11 protein-coding genes and 1 pseudogene are annotated in these 18,880 nt (G+C 73.8%); 2 read left to right on the top strand and 10 right to left on the bottom strand.

What is annotated here, in order from left to right:
* Positions 1-12: 12 nt before the first annotated feature.
* The 7 genes from C1N81_RS13280 to C1N81_RS13250 form a co-directional block, all read right to left on the bottom strand.
* On the bottom strand, positions 13-4,152 hold the full coding sequence (locus tag C1N81_RS13280; RefSeq protein WP_394429006.1) for an FtsK/SpoIIIE domain-containing protein: 4,140 nt from the start codon (positions 4,150-4,152) through the stop codon (positions 13-15).
* Positions 4,153-4,234: 82 nt separating this feature from the next.
* On the bottom strand, positions 4,235-4,942 hold the full coding sequence (locus C1N81_RS13275; RefSeq protein ID WP_394429005.1) for an SLATT domain-containing protein: 708 nt from the start codon (positions 4,940-4,942) through the stop codon (positions 4,235-4,237).
* Positions 4,943-5,037: 95 nt separating this feature from the next.
* The gene (locus tag C1N81_RS13270) at positions 5,038-7,866 is read right to left on the bottom strand and encodes an NHLP bacteriocin export ABC transporter permease/ATPase subunit (protein WP_394429004.1); all 2,829 of its coding nucleotides are present in this window, start codon (positions 7,864-7,866) and stop codon (positions 5,038-5,040) included.
* 1 nt (position 7,867) lies between these two features.
* Positions 7,868-10,099, bottom strand: a complete 2,232-nt coding sequence (locus C1N81_RS13265; protein WP_394429003.1) for an NHLP family bacteriocin export ABC transporter peptidase/permease/ATPase subunit — start codon at positions 10,097-10,099, stop codon at positions 7,868-7,870.
* A complete protein-coding gene (locus C1N81_RS13260; RefSeq protein ID WP_394429002.1) occupies positions 10,096-10,896 on the bottom strand; it encodes an HlyD family efflux transporter periplasmic adaptor subunit in 801 nt (266 codons plus the stop codon). Before C1N81_RS13260 ends, C1N81_RS13265 begins: the two co-directional genes overlap by 4 nt.
* 106 nt (positions 10,897-11,002) lie before the next feature.
* Positions 11,003-11,230 carry a type A2 lantipeptide gene (locus tag C1N81_RS13255; RefSeq protein ID WP_394429001.1) on the bottom strand — a complete coding sequence of 76 codons (228 nt, stop codon included), beginning with the start codon at positions 11,228-11,230 and terminating at the stop codon, positions 11,003-11,005.
* A gap of 284 nt (positions 11,231-11,514) precedes the next feature.
* On the bottom strand, positions 11,515-12,246 hold the full coding sequence (locus C1N81_RS13250) for a DUF1275 family protein (protein WP_394429000.1): 732 nt from the start codon (positions 12,244-12,246) through the stop codon (positions 11,515-11,517).
* Between the two features lie 52 nt (positions 12,247-12,298).
* On the opposite strand from C1N81_RS13250, the pseudogene C1N81_RS13245 reads away from it, so the two are divergent.
* Positions 12,299-12,661: pseudogene (locus C1N81_RS13245) on the top strand (LLM class F420-dependent oxidoreductase); the annotation flags it as partial.
* A 155-nt stretch (positions 12,662-12,816) separates the two neighbouring features.
* Complete coding sequence (locus C1N81_RS13240; protein WP_394428999.1) at positions 12,817-13,833, top strand: LacI family DNA-binding transcriptional regulator; 1,017 nt, start codon at positions 12,817-12,819, stop codon at positions 13,831-13,833.
* Between the two features lie 28 nt (positions 13,834-13,861).
* Here the strand turns inward: C1N81_RS13240 and C1N81_RS13235 are convergent, their stop codons facing one another.
* The 3 genes from C1N81_RS13235 to C1N81_RS13225 are packed head-to-tail and all read right to left on the bottom strand — an operon-like array spanning position 13,862 to position 18,878.
* Positions 13,862-14,584 (bottom strand): GH12 family glycosyl hydrolase domain-containing protein, encoded by a 723-nt coding sequence (locus C1N81_RS13235; RefSeq protein ID WP_394428998.1) that lies wholly within the window; start codon positions 14,582-14,584, stop codon positions 13,862-13,864.
* A 39-nt stretch (positions 14,585-14,623) separates the two neighbouring features.
* Positions 14,624-16,834, bottom strand: coding sequence for a glycosyl hydrolase family 95 catalytic domain-containing protein (locus tag C1N81_RS13230; protein WP_394428997.1), 2,211 nt, complete (start codon positions 16,832-16,834; stop codon positions 14,624-14,626).
* On the bottom strand, positions 16,824-18,878 hold the full coding sequence (locus C1N81_RS13225) for a beta-galactosidase (protein WP_394437918.1): 2,055 nt from the start codon (positions 18,876-18,878) through the stop codon (positions 16,824-16,826). The genes C1N81_RS13230 and C1N81_RS13225 overlap by 11 nt, the downstream gene beginning before the upstream one ends.
* Positions 18,879-18,880 lie beyond the last annotated feature (2 nt).

Here is an 18,880-nt window from a genome sequence, read left to right as displayed (position 1 = left end):
CGGATGGACGGGTCACGGCCGGGACTCCTCGTCGCGCAGCGCACTCTCGCTGTGGCCGACCCAGTCGAGGAACGGCCGGTCGGCCAGCCACCGGTTGTTGAGGCCGAGCAGGCCCACCTCCCGCAGGTCGTTGCGCTGGGCGCGGGCCGGGTCGACCGGGACGGCGCCGGGGTCGGCGAGGAGCGCCGCGCGCCCGGCGGGGCCGATCTCCTCCCAGCGCGCCCGGAAGTGGTGGTCCCACTCCACGACGAGGCGCTGCTCGACGAGGTCGGCGAGGGCCTGGTCGTCGGAGAGCGGGCGGACCTCGTTGTCCTGCGCGGCGCGGACCAGGGCGTCGCCGACGACCTGGAGGTAGAAGGGCCAGGTGCCGACGAGGTCGAGAACGGCCTGCCCGGTGCGGTCCGGGGCGATGTTCACGCCCAGGTTCTCCGCGGTGCCGGTGAGGAACTTCAGGGCGGCCTGGTGGTCGAGCGGGCCGAGGACCCGCGCGTTCACGTCGTTGCCGAAGCTCGAACCCGGCGCGGTCAGCGCCCAGCGCACCACCCGGTGCCAGTCCTTCTCGGTGCCGGTGTAGACGAACCAGGCCCCGGCCTGCCCGAGGTCGCGCAGCCACGAGACGACACCGGGGTCGTAGTGGACGAGCCGGCCGATCTCGTCGAGGAGGAACGCCATCCGGTCGGAGCCCGAGCGCCGGCCCACCTTGTTGATGAGCCGCTGGGCGGCGCCGGGCCCGGAGAGCCGGCGGTCCAGGAGGTGGGCGAGGGCGTCCGGGGTCTCGACCTGCCCGCTGGAGGGGAGCACCAGGATCGGCTGGACGGCGGTGGCGCCGTCCGCGCGCAGCCGCCGCCACAGCTCTTCGAGCACCCACGTCTTGCCCGCCCTGCGCGGTCCGAGCAGGGCGACCGAGGCGCCGGTGGCGTGCCGGTCGCGCAGCCAGGCCAGCTCCGCCTCACGCCCCACCGGGCGGCCCTTGCCCGTCCCCACGTGGAACTGGTCGGCCACCAGCGGCAGATCCTCGATGCGGAACGGGCGCTGGCTGCCCTGGACGTCGGTGTCGCGGGCGCGCGCCTCGGCCGCGTACCGGGCGAGCGCGTCGGTCTGGCCCTGCCGTGTCGTGGGCCCCGGCAGCGTCGCGATCTGCAGCAGCCGCCCGCTCTCCGCGCTCAGCGCCCGCCCGGCGGGCTGCACCTCGGGGAAGCGCCGCCGGGGGAGCCCCACGTTGGCGTACCAGTCGGGGGCGGGAAGGCGCAGGACGAGGAGGCGCTCGGTCAGCGAGACCAGGCGCCGCGTGCTGAGGATCTGGGCGCCGCCCGCCAGGACCGTGCACACGCCGACCTGCGGGCCGCCGCGCAGCACCGCGTACAGATCGTCGACGGCGCCGCCGCCGTCGGTGGAGCCCATGCTGGTCAGGAACTCCTCCCAGCCGTCGAGGAGGACGAGGAGGTAGTGCATCCGGCGCGGTCCCGCGACGGACTGGCGCTGCGCGCCGATGTCCGCGAAGCCGCCGTGCGAGAGCAGCTCCTGACGCCTGCGCACGGTGGCGGTCAACATGCCGAGCAGCCGCACCATGTGGTCGGGGCGGCCCAGGTGCACGACGGTGCCGCAGTGCGGGAGTTCGGTGAGCGCCTGGAGCGCGCCGTCGCCGCAGTCGATCCCGTACACGTGGATGTCGGCCGTGCTGTGCTGGCGGGCGACCGCCGCCGCGAGGGTGCGCAGGAACTGGGAGCGGCCGGTGCGGGGCGCCCCCACGATCCGCAGGTTGCCGTCGCGCGCCAGGTCGAGGATGGCCGGGCGCTGCGTCTGCTCCTCCGGCGCGTCCTCCAGGCCGAACGCGAGGGGCGCGAGGCCCCGGCCGCGCGAGGGCGGCCGGATGTCGGTGAGCGGCAGGACCTCCTTGAGCGGCGGTGGCAGCGGGGTGGGCGGCGGTTCGACGGCGAGCAGTTCGGTCGCCTCGCACAGAGCGTCCACCAGCAGCGCGAGATCCGTCGTGCCGACCGAGTCGGGTTCGGCCCGCACGGTCAGCGGGGTGCGCGGCTGGGACCCGTAGGGCGTGATCTCCCGGACGACGACCGCCTCGCGGCCCGCCGGCCGGTGCAGGCCGCCGACGCGGGCGGTCTGGACGAGCAGCGGGTCGAAGGTGCCGGTCCTGATCAGGGCGATACCGGGCGACGACGTGCTCAGCTGGGCGGCGTCCGGCGCGTCGATGACGTCCATGCTCTCGCCCGGGTCGAGGAGGCGCAGGGCGACCCGCAGGTTGGTCAGGGCGCGGATCTCCGCGCTGACCACGCCCGACGGGCGCTGGGTGGCGCAGACCAGGTGGATGCCGAGGGAGCGGCCGCGCCGGGCGATGTCGATCAGGCCTGACAGGAAGTCGGCGTCCTCGCGGGCGAGCGAGGCGAACTCGTCCATGACGATGACGAGCCGGGGCAGCGGCGGCGGAGCCGGCTCCGTCCCGCCCCGGCCCCGGTCGCGCAGGTCCGCGTACTCGTGGATGTCCTTCACCTGGGCCTCGAACAACCGGCGTTCGCGGCGGCGCAGTTCGGCGCCGAGGCCGTCGAGGACACGCTCGCCGAGCCCCGGCCCCACATCGTTGACGACCGCCACCGTGTGGGGGAGGCGGGCCAGGTCGCCGAAGGCGGCGCCGCCCTTGTGGTCGACGAGCATGAACGTCATCTCGTCCGGCCGGTTCGCCACCGCCAGCGAGGCGATCCAGGTGCAGAGGAACTCCGTCTTGCCGGACCCGGTGGTGCCCGCGACCAGGGCGTGCGGGCCGTCCCGCAGCAGATCGAGGGCGACCGGGGTGGGCGTGGACCGGCCGATCAGCGCCTCCGTGCCGCGCGGCGACGCCTCCCAGCGCGCCACGATCTCCTGCGGATCGGGCGTGCCCAGGCCGAGCAGGTCCAGGAGGCGGTGCGGACGCGGGCGCAGATCGTCGGCGGAGGCGTCGCGCAGCGGGGCGACGGCGCGGGCCGTCCGGTCCAGCCAGTCGTCGGAGACGGTGTCGGCGATGCCCGTCAGGTCGGTGCCGCCCGCCGCGTACAGGGTGAAGGCCGTCGAGTCCGGGGAGCGCGGCGGGAGTTGCTCGGCCTCGATCACCGCCGCGCACTGCTGCGGCAGCGACCGCACGTCCGGCGCCAGGCATACGGTGAAGATCCCGGCGGCCGGGCCCTCGCGCAGCAACTGCGGCACCCCGGGCAGCGAGATGAGCGGGCGGGCCCCGTCGAGGACGAGCACCAGATGGCGCCGGGAGCCGTCGGCCGTCGGCAGCGGCCTGCTCTGCCGCTCGCGCAGCGTCGTCAGCGCCTCGGAGACCTGCCGCAGGTGGCCGGCGTAGTCGGTGCTGATCCGCGGCCGGCTCTCCCCGTCGTACGAGCGCAGGCCCGGCAGCCAGCGGGCGAACCGCCAGTCGGCCGACCCGGCGGGCGTCGTGAACACCCGCACCCCCACGTCGGCCGGGCTGTGCAACAACGCCACCTGCGCGACCAGCCACGCCCCGATGCGGCGGGTCACGGGGGTGGTCCCCGCGATGCCGAGGACGCCCGTGCCCGGCAGGTCGACGGCGACGGGGACGGGGTAGGCCCCGACGCTGTTGACGCCGACGCGCAGCCGCAGATGGTCGCTGTCGCCCACCCGGCGCTCCCACAGGCGGGCCGTCTCGCCGTAGGCCCCGGCCAGGATGTCGGCGGGGCCGGGCACCAGGTACGCGGTCTGCGCCCGCAGCTGTTCGCGGGCCCGCTTCGCGGCGCGGCGCAGCCGGAACCGGCCCGGCCTGCCCGGTTCGACCGGCGGCCCGGCCGGGAACACCCGGGGCGGCCTGCGGAACATGAGGGTGCCGTCGCCGCCCGCGGTGAGCAGGTCCTGCGGCAGGGCCGTGAAGTCGGGCCCGGCGGCCGTCGGCGGGGCCGGAGGCCGGTGCAGCCAGAGCGTGCAGCCGTCCCGCAGCGGCGACTCGTCGAGCGGCGCGTCCAGCGCCACGTTCTCCGGACCCGACGTGCCCTGCGCGCCGCGCAGCGCGAGCCGCGTCACCTCCGGCAGCCCGCACACATGGCCGAGCGCCTCCGCGACGGCCCGGACCGGGGTGTCCCCGGCGGCCGTCACCGCCACGTCCCGCTGCACGCCGTCCGGCGCCACCACCGTAAAGATCCGCCCCATGCTCCCCGCCCCCGTAGTCGGGCCCCAGAGCCCCATGCTCGTGAACGAGCCCCGTCGTCGACCGGGCCGTCCCTCCCGAACCTCAGCGCGGCGCGGGCGCGGGCCCGGGAACCGCCGTCTGGTCCCGCAACTGCTGCTCGCTCGCGGCGAACTCGGTCAGCCAGCCCGCCGTCTCGCCCTCGACCTGGCTGTGCACGGCCGCCACCAGCGCGGTGATCAGGTCCATGCGATGCTCCAGGTCCTCGGCGGTGATGCCGTCCGCCGCGGGGCCCGCCCGCAGCTCCTCGCGCGACCAGGCGAGCCGGAACTCGCTGAGCTTCGTGCGCAGCGCCTGCGCCGCCGCCATGTCCCGCATCCAGGCGGCGGAGAGCCCGAAGAAGTGGTCGAAGCCCTTGCAGCCCGCGGCAAGCGCGAGCAGCACGTACCCGAGCGCCTGCGGCGGGCCCTGGTCGAGGGAGCCCGCGAGCGGGACGGCCGTCCCCGCTATGGCCAGGAGGATCGTCAGGCCGCGGATGAGGCGCGAGCCGCGCCGCTTGAGCCGCCGGTCGCGCAGATACCAGTCGACGGCGTCCTCGGCCTCCTGCTCCGCCCACGCGCGGATCGCCAGGAGCGCCTCGCGCCTGGCCTGCGGCGTGCCGCCCGCCACCACCGGGAACGGGCGGCTGCGCAGATCCCGCTTCGGGCCCGCGCGCCCGTCCCCCGACCTGTCCCTCGGCCTGTCACCCACCGTGTCACCGCTGATCCCCCGACGCAGCATCAACACCACCCGAACGTAAGCGAGTTCACTCATAGTGAGCGTAACCGCTCGGGGTGCTCCCTGTCCCGGTCCCCGCACTCACGTCCTGCGCGCCCCGCCCCGCCCGCAGGCTGCCGGCGCCCCGTCCGTCACGCCAGTTGCCGCCGCACCAGCTCGTGCAGGCGCCCGCCGGTGTCGGCGAGGAGTTCGGCGGGCGCGCCCTGCTGGACGACGCGCCCCGCCGACATGACGATCACCCGGTCCGCGTCGAGGACCGTGGACAGGCGGTGCGCGATGACGACGCGGGTGGCGTGCAGGGCGCGCGTGCTGTCGATGACGATGCGCTGGGTCTCGTTGTCGAGCGCGCTCGTCGCCTCGTCGAAGAAGAGCAGGCGCGGGCGGCGGATCAGGGCCTGCGCGATCATCAGCCGCTGCCGCTGCCCGCCGGAGATCGCCCCGCCTCCGGAGATCATCGTGTGCAGGCCCATCGGCATCCGCTTGATGTCCTCGGCTAGCCCCGCCATCTCGGCCGCCGCCATGGCCTCCTCCTGCGTGAACGACTCGGCGCCGCAGATGCAGTCGAGGATCGAGCCGGTCAGCGGCTGCGCGTTCTGCAGGACGACCCCGCACTGGCGCCGCACCGCCGCCTGGTCGAGCGCGGCGAGGTCCTGGCCGTCGTAGAGGACGCTGCCGGACGTGGGCGCGTCGAAGCCGATGAGGAGGCGGAGCAGGGTCGACTTGCCGCAGCCGCTCTCGCCGACGACGGCCACGAACTCGCCGGGCCGGATCGCGAGCGACACGCCGTCCAGGACGAGCGGCCCGTCGTCGGTGTAGCGGAAGGAGAGGTCGCGGGCCTCCAGGGCGCCGGTCAGCTCGCCGGGCTGGGTCGCGGTGCCGCGCACCTCCGGCTCGGCGTCGAGGACGGGCTTGATCTGCTCGTACATGGGCAGCACGGCGGCGGCCGAGATGAGCGCGCCCGTCAGCTGCGTCACGGAGGTGAGCAGCATCGTCACCGCCGTGTTGAAGGTGAGGAAGGACGCCGCCGACATGCTGCCCCGGGCCGGGCCCGCGAGCAGCATGAACATCACCAGTGAGCACAGCGGCAGGTAGACGGCGTTGAGGACCGTCGTCGCGTTCTTGATGCGGCCCGCGCGGCGGTGCAGGTCGCGGCTGCGCGCGAACTCCTTCGCCCAGGCCGCGTACGCGAAGCTCTCCGCCCCGGCGACCCGCAGCTTCGGCAGCCCGCGCAAGGTCTGGTAGGCGCGGTTGTTGAGCTTGTTGCCGAGCTCCACGAGCCGCCGCTGCCAGCGCAGCTCCCACAGGCCGAGGGTGAGGAAGACGAGGGCGACGACCACCAGCATGCCGAGCGCGGCGAGCGCGAGCGGCACGCTGTAGAGGAGCAGCAGGACGAGGTTCATCGCGCCGATGGTCACCGACTGCACGGCCACCGGGCCGACCCCGGACAGGAGCCGGCGGATCGCGCTGATGCCCATGGCCGCGCTCGCCAGTTCGCCGGTGGAGCGGGACGCGAAGAAGCGGGTCGGCAGCCGAAGCAGCCGGTCCCAGACAGCGGGTTGGAGCACACTCTCGACGCGTCCCTCGACCCGCAGCACGGTGACGTTCTGCAGCAGCATGAAGACGGCGGAGACGAGGCTGGTGATCACGACGGCGAGGGACACCTGCGTGATGAGGCTCGTCTGCGCGTTGGGCACGTACGTGCCGAGCACATGGCCCGTCGCGACCGGGACCAGCGCGCCGAGCCCGACCGTCACCAGACCCGCGAGCAACAGCCTGCGTACGTCGGACGCGGCGGCGCGCAGGCTGAACCGGGCAAGCCGCCAGGGCGTCAGCCTCTCCTCGGGCAGCGGCCGGTACAGCATGACGGCCCGCTCCTCGAAGTCCTCCGCGGTGTCCTCGTCGATCCGGGTGCCGCCGCGCTCGGCGGAGGGGTGCACGGCCTCGTAGCCGCCGCGCCGCCACAGCAGGGCGACCGGCGCCCCGGACGCGGCCCGGAACCCGACGAGGGGGCCCATGTCCTGCCGCCACCAGTTCCCGGCGAGCCGTACCGGACGGGTCCGGATCCGGGAGGCCACCGCGACCTGCTCGACCGGGTCGATCCGGTCGCTGACCGCGCCGCCGCGGCCCGGCTCGGCGAGCCGGATCCCGGCCGCGTCCGCCACCACCTTGCACGCCGCGTACGTCGCGTCGACGCCGCTCTGTGTGGTGCGCCCGCGCCGCCCGCGCGGACCGATGGAGGCGAGCAGCGTGCGGTCGGCCTGTTCGCGGACGGCCTCGCCCGCGCGGATCCCGGCCGCAGCCCGGTCCTCGTGCGCGCTCTCCATGCGCTCGATCCAGCGGTCGAGGGTGGCGAGGAGCCGGTACTGCTGGTTGACCATCCGCTGCCACAGCGCGCCGTCCATCAGCAGATCGGCTGCCGCGTCGGCGGCGTACGCGGACCCGTACTGCACACTGCCGGGCGCGAGTTGCGGCCAGAGCACGTCGTCGTCGCCGGTGAAGTCGTCGTCGGAGTGCCCGGCCCGCCCGCTGAGCGGCGCCTCGAAGAGCACCCGCTGACCGCGCCCGACCCCGAGCGCGAACGCCTCCTCCAACAGGCTCCACGCCACGTCGTACGTGCCGTCGTGCGCGGCCGGGGTGTACGGCAGCTCGCGCAGCGCGATCCGGCGCAGGGCGCAGCCCGCGAGGGGCCGTCCGACCAGGGTGTGCTGGGTGCCCTCGACCGGGCCGAGCAGCAGCGTGCCCGGTTCGAGGCGGCCCAGGAAGTGCCAGTGCCCCTGCGCGTGGGCGTCCACGGCGAACAGGTCGAGCGCGCCGTCCACGACGAGCCACAGCACCTGCGGCCCTTCGAGCGACAGGCTGCGCAGGCCCGCGCAGTCGACCGGGGTGCCGAGCCCGCCGAACGCCGCGACGACCTGGTCCGAGGCCGCGTACGGGGCGGACTCCGTCGATGTGTACGTCACTTCAGTGCTCCCTGACCAGCTCGGCGTAGGGCCCGCCCGCCGCCACCAGATGTTCGTGGCGGCCCCGTTCGACGACCTGGCCGTGGTCGAGGACCACGATCTCGTCGCTGTCGCGCACGGTGCTCAGACGGTGCGCGATGACGACGCACGCGCAGCCGCGCCGCCGGATGTTGTCCATCACGATCTGTTCGGTCTCGGCGTCGAGCGCGCTCGTCACCTCGTCCAGGACGAGGATGCTGGGGCGTCGCACGAGCGCCCGCGCGATCTCCAGGCGCTGGCGCTGCCCGCCGGAGAAGTTGCGGCCGTCCTGCTCGACGCGGCTGTGCAGGCCGCCGGGCCGCCGCGCCACCACGTCGTACAGGCAGGCGTCGCGCAGCGCGTCGGCGACCGCCTCGTCGGAGATCGACGGGTCCCACAGCGCCACGTTGTCGCGCACCGTGCCCTCGAAGAGGAAGACGTCCTGGTCGACGAAGGACACGGACGCGGCGAGCGCGCCGCGCGGAATGTCGTCGAGGCGCCGGTCGTCGATCCGGATGACGCCCTCCCAGGGCGTGTACAGACCGGAGATCAGCCGGGAGACGGTCGACTTGCCGCTGCCGGACCCGCCGACGAGCGCCACCTGCTGACCGGGCCCGACCGTCAGCGAGAACCCGGACAGGAGCGGCTTGTCGAGCGGGCTGTACCCGAACGTGATGCCGTCCAGCTCGACGTGCCCCTTCAGGCGGCGCGTGCTCGCCACCGCCTCCGGGCGCGCGTACAGGCTGTCGACGGGGAAGTTTTCCACGTCCTTCAGGCGGGCGACGTCGGCGGCGAAGTCCTGGATGCGGCCCGCGACGCCGTTGAGCCGGGTGATCGGCGCGGTGAACCGGGCGACGAGCGCCTGGAAGGCGACGAGCAGACCCACGGACAGATGCCCCTCGACCGCCCGCAGACCGCCGATCCACAGGATCAGCGCACTGTTGAGCGTGGCGAGCGTCGGCGCGACGATCCCGAGCCACGCGCTCGGCACGCCGAGCCGCTGCTGCTCCTCCAGGGTCGTCGCGTGTTGCCCGGCCCAGCGCCGGAAGTACCCGTTCTCGCCGCCGGTCGCCTTCATCGTCTCGATGAGCTGGAGCCCGGTGTACGAGGTGTTGGTCAGCCGCGCCGAGTCCGCCCGCAGCTTCTGGGTACGGGTCGCGCGCAGCCGGACGACGATCCGCATCGCCACCACGTTGAGCAGCGCGATGCCGACACCGACCAGGGTCAGCTGCGGGTCGTAGGTCCACAGCAGCGCGGCGTACAGGAGCACCACGACGCCGTCGACCCCGGCGGCGGTGAGGTCGCGGGCCAGCGTCTCGGCGACCGCGTCGTTGGACTGGAGCCGCTGCACGAGGTCGGCGGGGCTGCGCTGGGCGAAGAACGTGACCGGCAGCCGCAGCAGGTGGCGGAAGAAGCGGGCGCTGCTCAGCGTCGAGGAGATGATGCGGCCGCGCAGCAGGTTCGCCTGTTGCAGCCAGGTCAGGACACCGGTCAGGGCCACCATGGCGGCCATCGACGCGAACAGCGCGCCGAGCAGCGAGGTCTGGTCGCCGATCAGGAACAGGTCGATGTACGTCTTGCTGAGCGCGGGCACCGCCGCGCCCACGGCGACGAGGAGCAGGCTCGCGAGGAGCGCGGCGAGCATGGTGCCGGTCGTGCCGCGAAGCCGTCCGGGAAGGGCCTTCAGGACACCGGGGCGGCGCCCGCCCGTCCGGAAGCCGTCGCCCGGCTCCATCACCAGGACGACCCCGGTGAAGCTGGTGTCGAAGTCCTCCATTGCGACGAACCTGCGCCCCTTGTCGGGGTCGTTGATGTGGACGCCGCGCCGTCCGAAGCGGCGGCCCATGCCGTCGTAGACGACGTAGTGGTTGAACTCCCAGAAGAGGATCGCCGGGCCCTGTACGTCGGCGAGGGCCGCCGTCTCCATCTGCATGCCCTTGGCGGTCATGCCGTAACTGCGCGCCGCCTTCAGCAGATTGCTGGCGCGCGATCCGTCCCGCGAGACGCCGCACGCGATGCGCAGCTCCTCCAGCGGGACGTGGCGGCCGTGGTGGGCGAGGACCATGCCGAGCGCGGCGGCGCCGCACTCGACGGCCTCCATCTGCAGCACGGTCGGGGTGCGCACGGTCCTGCGGCGCCTGGGCGGCGGGGGAGCGGAGCGGGCGCGACGGCGGTCGGGGCGGTGGCTCGCGGGCGGCAGCGAGGTGGCGCTCATGGCAGCAGCCAATCCATCGGGCGCTGCTCGGCGAGGTGCACGGCGGCGGAGGCGAGCGTCATGGAGGTGAGCGGGTAGGGCGGCCCGTCCTCCGTCGACCAGGCGTAGCCGGACTTCGTGTGCGCGTCCTTGGTGAGCTGGACGAGCACGGGCACGCGGGCGCCGCCCTTCGTGAACTGTCCGGCCAGCTCGCCGTCGCCGAGGAAGTCGGTGACCTGGCGCCGGGTCTGGGCGGCGCGGCCGACCGCCTTCACCTTGCCGCGCAGCACGCCGTAGCTCTGGGCGGCGGGCACGGTGAGATCGACGGCGGCGTTCGCGGGCACGTTCGCCGCGCCGGTCGCGGGCACGTAGACCATGGCGAGCAGCGGGTCGCGCACGGACGTGGTCCGCTCCAGGGTCGCGACGTCGGCGCCCGTGGTGACGACGGAGCCGATGCGGGCGACGAGCGCGGTGACGCGCCCCGCGTCGATGGCGCGCACGACCCGGTTCCCCTGCTCCGTACGCACCCTGAGCAGCGGGGCGTCCTTGCCGACCCGCTGCCCCTCCTTCACGTACACGCCCGTGACCTGCCCGGTGACCGGGGTCTGGAGGACGTAGCTGCCCTGCCCGTACGTGAGGATCCCGCTCGCCCTGAGCGTCGAGTCCACCGAGCCGGTGACGGCCCACACGCAGGACGCGGCCATGACGACGACGGTCACGGCCAGGGCGAGCACCCCCTGCGGCCGCGCGAGGCGCACCGGCAGATCGAGCTCCTCCGGTGACTGCAGCTTGCTGAGGGCCTGTTGGCGGAACTGCACGCGATGTTTCCCTTACGTAGCCCGAAAGCCCCGGGACCGTGAGGTCCCGGGGCCTTGGAGCCGCCGCCCGTCAGGTGGCGGCGGCGTGATCCGTGGTGGATCCGGCTCAGAGGCCGGCGACCAGACCGGTGGCCAGACCCGTGACGGCGCCGACGTTGACGCCCGTCAGGCCCTCGACGGTGCCGGTGACGCCCGCGACGACGCCCGAGACCGGGGCGATCGAGTCGACGGTGCCGGTCACGTTGGCGGCAACGCCGCCGACGAGGCCGCCGGAGACGTTGTCCAGCTCGGCGTCGGAGATCTCGAGGGTCTGGACCTGGGGGGTGTTGCTCATGAGGAGAGCCGCCCTTCTCAGTGGGTATTCGGGTATCGCGATAAACGCGGGAACGCTGCACGGAATCGGTGGAGGCGAATCCGTGAGGTCCTGCGGTGCGGAGGATCAAAGCACGTCGACGCATCGCACAGCTAATCGGAAGGTCCCCGGTGAGAGGGGATGTGCGCGGTCAATTACCGCCTGGTGCAGGACCATTCACCGACCGGCGCCATTCCCTTCACAACCTTCACGGAAGGAATTGCGAGGAGAGCGGTGCCACTTTCAGCAAAATGGACACTCGCGCATCAATGGGTTTCCTCGTCCGCGACGCGCGATGGATTTTTGTGTTCCCCCGTGACTGCTCTGCGCACTCGCTGTGCAGGTTTCTGGCACACCACCGCGGCGGCCGACAGAACGGCCGGTGGCGCGAACCCCCACGACGGCGTACGCGCGTGCAGGGCCACCGCGCAGGCGGCCCCGCAGACGACCGCGACGAGCCGGGCGACGACCCAGAGCTGCCCGGCCCCGCGCCGCGAACCGTCCGTGAACCCGGTGACGAGCGTGGTGAGGGTCCCGGTGAAGTACGTGGTGGGCGCGGCACCGGCCGCGACCATCGCCGCCGACTGGCCGCCCATCGCGAGCGCGGCGGTCAGCAGCAGCACGGTCCGCCACGCGGCGCCGGGCCGCCCGTCGCACACCGCGCCCGCGACCGCGACGCCCGCGAGCAGTACGGTCTGCGCCGCGAGACAGGCCACGACGCGGCCCCGCCACGGGTCCCGAGGGGCCGGTCCCCGGCACCCGCGCGCCACGAGCACCGCCCCGACGACGTACCCGGCGAGCGCGTACAACGGCCCGGCCACCCCTTCCCCGTGCCCGGCCCCGCCCCCGGCCACGTCCCCGAACGCCACGCCGAGCAGCACGAGGTTCCCGGTCATCACTCCGGCGAAGACGGTGCCGAGCGCGGTGAACGCCAGCGCGTCCACGGCGCCGGAGGCCCCGGCGAGCAGAAGAAGAGAGAGCCGCGCGCGTGTGGTCATACGGGGGACGGTAGGCGCGCCGCCGCCTCCGTCCGGGCCCACCGCGCCGCGGCCCGACACGCTGCGGGTCAGCGGCAGGCTCGCCGACGGGATCCTGCCCTACCTCGCGGGCCCGCGCGCCCTGGAGGAGCACATCGTGCCCGGCGTCGTCACCGGGGACGCGGACGCGGTGCGCCCCGCGGTGTACGAGCGGCTGTCGTTCTGCGCGCGGATCCCGTCCTGCGCCCGCGTCGTGGAGCTGTCCGGCCATCGGCACCCCAGTGACCTCGCCGTCGTCGGCGACGAGAAGGCGCTCACCGAGGCGGTGCGCCGTTACCGGGACGCGGGCGCCACCGACGTGGTCGTCAGCGGCACCGAGGCCGACGGCGACGACTCGCGCGTACGGACCTGGGAGGTCCTCGGCGAACTGGCCTGACCCGGCCCCGGCCCACGGCTGTCGAAGCGCTTCGATGCCGTTCTGGACAGGTCCCCGCCGCCGCCATAGGGTCGGTAGGCCGAACACCCCACGGCAGCCCGTCCCCGTCGGAGTGGTCCGCACCGGCGCCCCTCGTCACGGCTCAGGAGAACCACATGGTCACGCTCGCAGAGGTCGCCCGGCACGCCGGAGTCTCCGCCAGCACCGTGAGCTACGTCCTCAGCGGCAAGCGCTCCATCTCCGCCGCCACCCGGGAGCGCGTCGAGACCAGCGTCCGCACGCTCGGCTACCACCCGAACGCGGGCGCGCGGGCCCTGGCCAGCAGCAAGTCGAACATCATCGCCCTGATGGTGCCGCTGCGCACCGACATGTACGTGCCGGTGATGATGGAGATCGCCATGGCCGTCGCCACCGCCGCCCGCGCCCACGGCTACGACATCCTGCTGCTCACCGGCGAGGAGGGCGCCCAGGCGGTGCGCCGCATAGAGGGCAGCGCCCTCGCCGACGCCATGATCGTCATGGATGTCGAGCTGGACGACGAGCGGCTGCCGCTCCTGCGCTCCGCGCCCCGCCCCGCCGTCCTCATCGGCCTGCCGTCCGACACCACCGGACTGACCTGCGTCGACCTGGACTTCGCCGCCGCAGGCGCCGTCTGCGCCCAGCACCTGGCCGACCTCGGCCACCGCGAGGTCGCCGTCATCGGCGAGGCCGCCGCCGTCTACGAGCGGCGTACCGGGTTCGCCGAGCGGACCCTGACCGGCCTGCGCGAGCGCAGCCGCGACCTCGGCCTGCGCCTGCTGCACCGCCCCTGCGAAGGCTCGTACGCCGCCGTGTCGGCGACGCTCTCCCGTGTCTTCGACGAGCGCCCGAACACCACCGCCTTCGTCGTGCAGAACGAGGCGGCCACCGACCCGCTGCTCGCGCTCCTGCGCCAGTCGGGCCGCGCCGTGCCCGAGGACGTGTCGGTCGTCGCCGTCTGCCCCGAACAGGTCGCGGCGCACGCCTCGGTGCCGCTGACCGCGGTCGCGGTGCCCGCGCAGGAGATGGGGCGGCGCGCGGTCGAGCAGGTCATCGCGCGGATCGAGGGGCGCGGCTCGGACGAGGAGGTCGTGCTCCTGGAGCCGGAGCTGACCCTGCGCGAGAGCGCGGCCCAGGCCCCGGCCGGCACCTGAGCCGCGCGTCCGTCCGCGCCGGGCGGAGTCAGCTGCTGGAGACCTTGAAGCTGTTGGTCCGGAAGTCCAGGCCGCCGGAGGACGAGGTGATCTCGTAGCCGAACTGGACGTCCCCGATCGTCTCGTTGCCCCACCACCCCTTGGTGTCCTTGATCCACTTCAGGATCGGCAGGATGTTCACCGTGCCGGAGGACGAGTCGGAGGTGCGCAGGAACGAGAACACCTCGTTGGCGCCGTTGTTCCCCTTGTAGACGGTCCAGGTGTGCCCGCCGAGCGTCACGTTCCCCTGCGAGGTGCCGAGCGGGCCGACGGCCCCGTTGTGGTTGACCCAGAGCATGACCTCGTAGTCGTAGTCGCTGTCCCAGATGTCGTACGACGTGTTGTACGCGCCCGACGACGGCACCGTCACGTTGTAGCCGCTGGTGAGCGAGGACAGGGAGGTGATCGGCTTGTTCACGATCTTCTTGGCGTTCGGGTAGGACTTGATGCCGCCCGTGTTCGGGTGGTTCGCCCAGACACCCCAGTTGGACGAGGAGTTGGCCCAGATCGACTGGGCGCCCGCGCCGGAGCCCCAGATGTTGTTGTACAGGATGTAGCCGTCGGAGGTCGTGTAGGTGCCCCATTGGTCGGACGACGACCAGACCAGCGCCTGCGCGGGGGCGGCGGCGAGGGCGAGCGCGGCCGACGCGGCGACTGCGGCGCCGAGCAGGGTGCGACGGCGTACGGAGGTGGGGTGCGGGGTGCGGGGCATGGTGTTCCCTTCCATGGTGGGTGGGGGGAGGTGCCGGAACTACCGCGTGCTGCAGGTGAGTTGTTGTTCCTCGCCCGCGGTCAGGCGCAGCCGCCCGGGTCCGCCGACGGGCGTCATGAGGGCCACGTCCGCGTCCCGGCCGGGGCGGATCGCGGCCGTACAGGTGGCCCCGTTCCAGGCCAGGTCGACGCGGGCGCCGAATCGCGTGCGCAGGCCGGACGCCGAGCCGCGCCGCCACCCGTCGGGCAGCGCGGGCAGCAGGACGAGCCGGTCGGGCGTGGACTGGAGCAGTGCCTCGGTGAGCAGGGCGGGCAGGGTGTGCGCGGCGTCCGCGTTGTAGACGTCGCGGCGCGGATAGTGCGCGCTCATCAGGGAGCGGTGGAAGTAGTCGCCGGTCAGGACGTGGCGCAGCGCGTCACCGACCCGGGCCGGATCGCGCAGCCGGGCCGCGATGAGGGCGTGATGGAGGTGGCCGTGCGCCGAGTCGTTCTCGGCGCTGCGCAGTTCGAGCGCACGGTGCGCGGCCTTCGCCCACGCGGGGGTCTCGTACGGGTTGATCTCGTGGTGCGGCCACACCGGGTAGAGGTGGCTGAGATGGCGGTGGTCGTAGCTGTCGTCGAGGCCGGGCCAGGCCCATTCGGCGAGCGCGCCGTCCGCGTTGATCCGGTAGTCGGGCAGCCGGCCGGCGAGGGCGTTCCAGCGGTCGGCGTCGGGGCCCGGGTGCCAGGCGGCGGCGGTGCGCAGGGCGTGCCGGGCCGCCGCGATGTCCATCGTGGCGTTGAGGGTGCCCCAGCTCGCGTTCGCCGGACGGTTCTCGGGCGAGTACGACGGCACGACGACGACGCGCCCGTCGGGACCGGTACGGCGGAGGAAGTCCTCGTAGAAGACGGCGACCTCGGCGAGCGCGGCGGCCAGCCACGCGGGCCGGTCGCCGCTCGTCTCCGCCTGTTCGACCAGCGGCGTCAGCAGCCAGTCGGCGCCCGCCGTCCACAGGTGCATCGGCCACTCCCGCTGGAAGTGGTAGGCGTGTCCGGACTCGCCGTCGGTGTGGGCGGGCGCGACGATGCCGCGCGCGCCGAAGATCTCCCGGGCGTTGTCCCGCCAGTGCGCCAACTGGGCGCGGATCAGCGCCCCTTGGGCGTCGGTGGTCTCCGGCAGCGCGCAGGTGACGGCGGACGCCGTCTGGAGGTTCAGGTTGGCGTCCGTGGTGAACGCGCCCGACCACGCCGTGTCCCACGCTCCGGTCCACAGTCCGGTCAGGCGGGGCGGCAGCGCGCCCGATGAGCTGAGCAGGTGGTAGCGGCCCGCCGCGAACAGGCGCTCCAGGAGGGCGTGGCTGTCCGGGCGCTCAAGGAGGGCGCTGCCCGGCAGGCCGCGCTCGGCGGGCGGCGCGTTCAGGTCGAACGCCACCCGCTCGTACGCGGTGCGGTGGAGCTCCTCGTGCCGGGCGAGGAGGTCCGCGTACGTCACCGCCGGGTCGCCGGTCACCAGCGCCGCAAGGCCGGCGGCCTCGGTGGCGGCGTCCAGCTCGCCGGTGTGCCGGTGCACCCGCGTGAGCAGCAGCAGCCCGGTCGCACCGGTGACGCGCAGCCCCTTGACGCCCACCGATCCGTGCCCGGCGTGGACGAGCGCCAGAGTGACCCCGGTGTACGCCAGGTCACTGTCGGGGTAGCGGCAGCGCACCGTCAGCTGGGCGCCGTGCGACGTCAGGACGACCGCGCGGCCGACACCGAGCCCGTCCGGCACCCCGGCGAGCCGGTGATCCAGCCACAGCTCACCGTCGAGCCCCGGCCCGGTCACGTACTGCACGACCACGTCGTCCGAGCGGGAGACGAAGACCCGGCTGTGCCAGCCGCCGCACCGGGCGTCCGCGACCCCCGTCGCGAAGTCGACGGAGCGGCGGTAGCCCCGCCACTCCACGCTGTCCCGTACGAATCCGACCTGGAACGCCGGATGGAACGGCCGCACCCAGCGCAGCGCGCGCCCGTCCGTGAACCGCTCGGCGGCGTCCACGTCCCCGGCGAGCAGGCTGTCCTGGAGGGCGGGCAGCCGGTCGGCCAGGGCGGGCGGGCCCGGCTGCGGTCCCGCGCCGTCCGGGCGGACGAGGGTGTGCTGCGTGACGATCACCCGGTCGTCGTGCGGGTCGCCGAAGACCAGGGCGCCATGGTGGCCGTTGCCGCTGAGGAAGGCGTCCTCCCAGCGTGCGGCGGGCACCGGCTCCCAGGTCCCGTGCGGATGCTCAGGCGGCACCGGGCCCCCGCTCCTCGCGCTCGGGCGCCGCCTCGTCCTCGCGCACGAGCACCGCCTCGTCCTCGTCGCGCACGAGCACGTCGAGCACGGCCACGCCGAACCGGCCGAGCCGCACGCACCCCTCGTGCTCGGTACCGCTCAGCACGTCCCGGTACACGGCGCCGTCCGGCAGCGGCACGACCGTCTCGCCGCGCCCGTGGTGCAGCAGGAACAGCAGCCCGCCCCGGCGTACGGCCTCCACCCCTGCGGGGAGGCCGGACAGTGGAGGCCGTACGCCCGCTCCGGCGGCGATCTCCGCGAGGAGCGCGCGCAGCGCCGGAGGTTCGGGGAGGGTGGAGAGGTACCAGGCGTGGCCCCGGCGCAGGACGGCGGGGAGCCCGTCGAGGTCGCCACCGCGATAGGCGGCCACCACGTCGGCGTCCTCGGCGGCCGTCAGCTCCTCGGACCAGAGCGTGCCGGTGAACTCCCCGCAGTCCACGCTCTCGTCCTCGTCGAGCGGCCACCACTCGTGCAGTGTGCGGATGCCGAACAGCTCGCGCAGCCGGGCGTCCATGCCGCCGCTCCGTACGCGGTCGTCGGCGTCGGCGATCCCGGTGAAGAACCCGCACACGAGCGTCCCGCCGCCGCGCGCGTACGCCACGAGGTTGTCGATCGCCGCGTCCGTGCAGAGGTAGAGCTGCGGCACGACGACGACGCGGTACGCGGACAGGTCGTGCTCGGGGTGCGCGAAGTCGGCGGTGAGGTGCGCCTCCCAGAGCGCCCGGTGCCAGGCCCGTACGACCTCCTCGTACGCGACCCGCTTCGACGGCCGGCCCTCCTGGTCACCCGCCCACCAGGCGTGCCAGTCGTGCAGGACGGCGATGCCGGACCGCTCGTGCGCGCCCGCCACGCCGAGCCGGGCCAGCTCGGCGCCGATCCGCTTGACCTCGGCGAACGCCCGCCCCTCGGCGCCCGCGTGCCCGACCATCCCCGAGTGGAACTTCTCGGCGCCCTGCCGGGACTGCCGCCACTGGAAGTAGTGGACGGCGTCCGCGCCGCGCGCCACGGCCTGGAGCGACCAGAGGCGGTTGAGCCCGGGCGGCTTGGGGTGGTTGACCTCGCGCCAGTTCACCGGGCCCGCCGCCTGCTCCATGACCATCCAGGGGCCGCGGGCCTGGCCGCGCGTCATGTCGGCGATCATCGCGTTGTACTGCCCGCCCAGCGGATCGCGCGGATCGGGATAGACGTCGACCGAGACGACGTCCTCCCGCTCCGCCCACGCCCAGCCGTTCTGCCCCACCCAGAGGGGCATGAAGTTGGTCGTGACCGGGATGTGCGCGGGGGAGTGGCGGCGTACGAGGTCGCGTTCGGCCACGTAGCACTCCATGAGCGCGTCCGAGGTGAAGCGGCGGAAGTCGAGGAGCTGCGCCGGATTACGGGTGTACTGCGCGCGGCGCGGCGGGATCACGTCCGCCCAGGTGTCGGCGTGCTGGCTCCAGAACGCCGTGCCCCACGCCTCGTTCAGCGCGTCGAGCGTGCGGTACCTGGCGCGCAGCCAGTCGCGGAAGGCGCGGGCCGCTTCGTCGCCGAAGTCGAACGTGCAGTACTCGTTGTTGATGTGCCACATGCGCAGCGCGGGGTGGTGCCCGTACCGGATCGCGAGGTCCTCGGTGATCGCGGCGGCGTAGCGGCGGTAGACGCTGGAGGAGTGCGAGAACTGCTGGCGGGAGCCCCACCACACCGTGTGCCCGTCCTCGTCGCGCGGCAGTGTCTCGGGGTGGAGCCGGCCGAGCCAGGGCGGCGGGGACGCGGTCGGGGTGGCGAGGACGACGCCGATGCCGTGCGTGTGCAGCAGGTCCATGAGGCGGTCGAGCCAGTCGAACTCCCGCGCTCCTGGCCGGGGTTCGAGCTTCGCCCAGGAGAAGACGCCGACCGTGACGGAGGTGACGCCCGCCTCCTTCATCAGGGTCATGTCCTCGGCCCACACCTCTTCGGGCCACTGCTCGGGGTTGTAGTCGCCGCCGAACAGCAGGCGGCCTTCGTGCGCGATGGTCGAAGCAGCGATGC

Source organism: Streptomyces sp. SGAir0957 (assembly GCF_043523415.1).
This window is presented reverse-complemented; position numbering and strand designations above follow the sequence as displayed.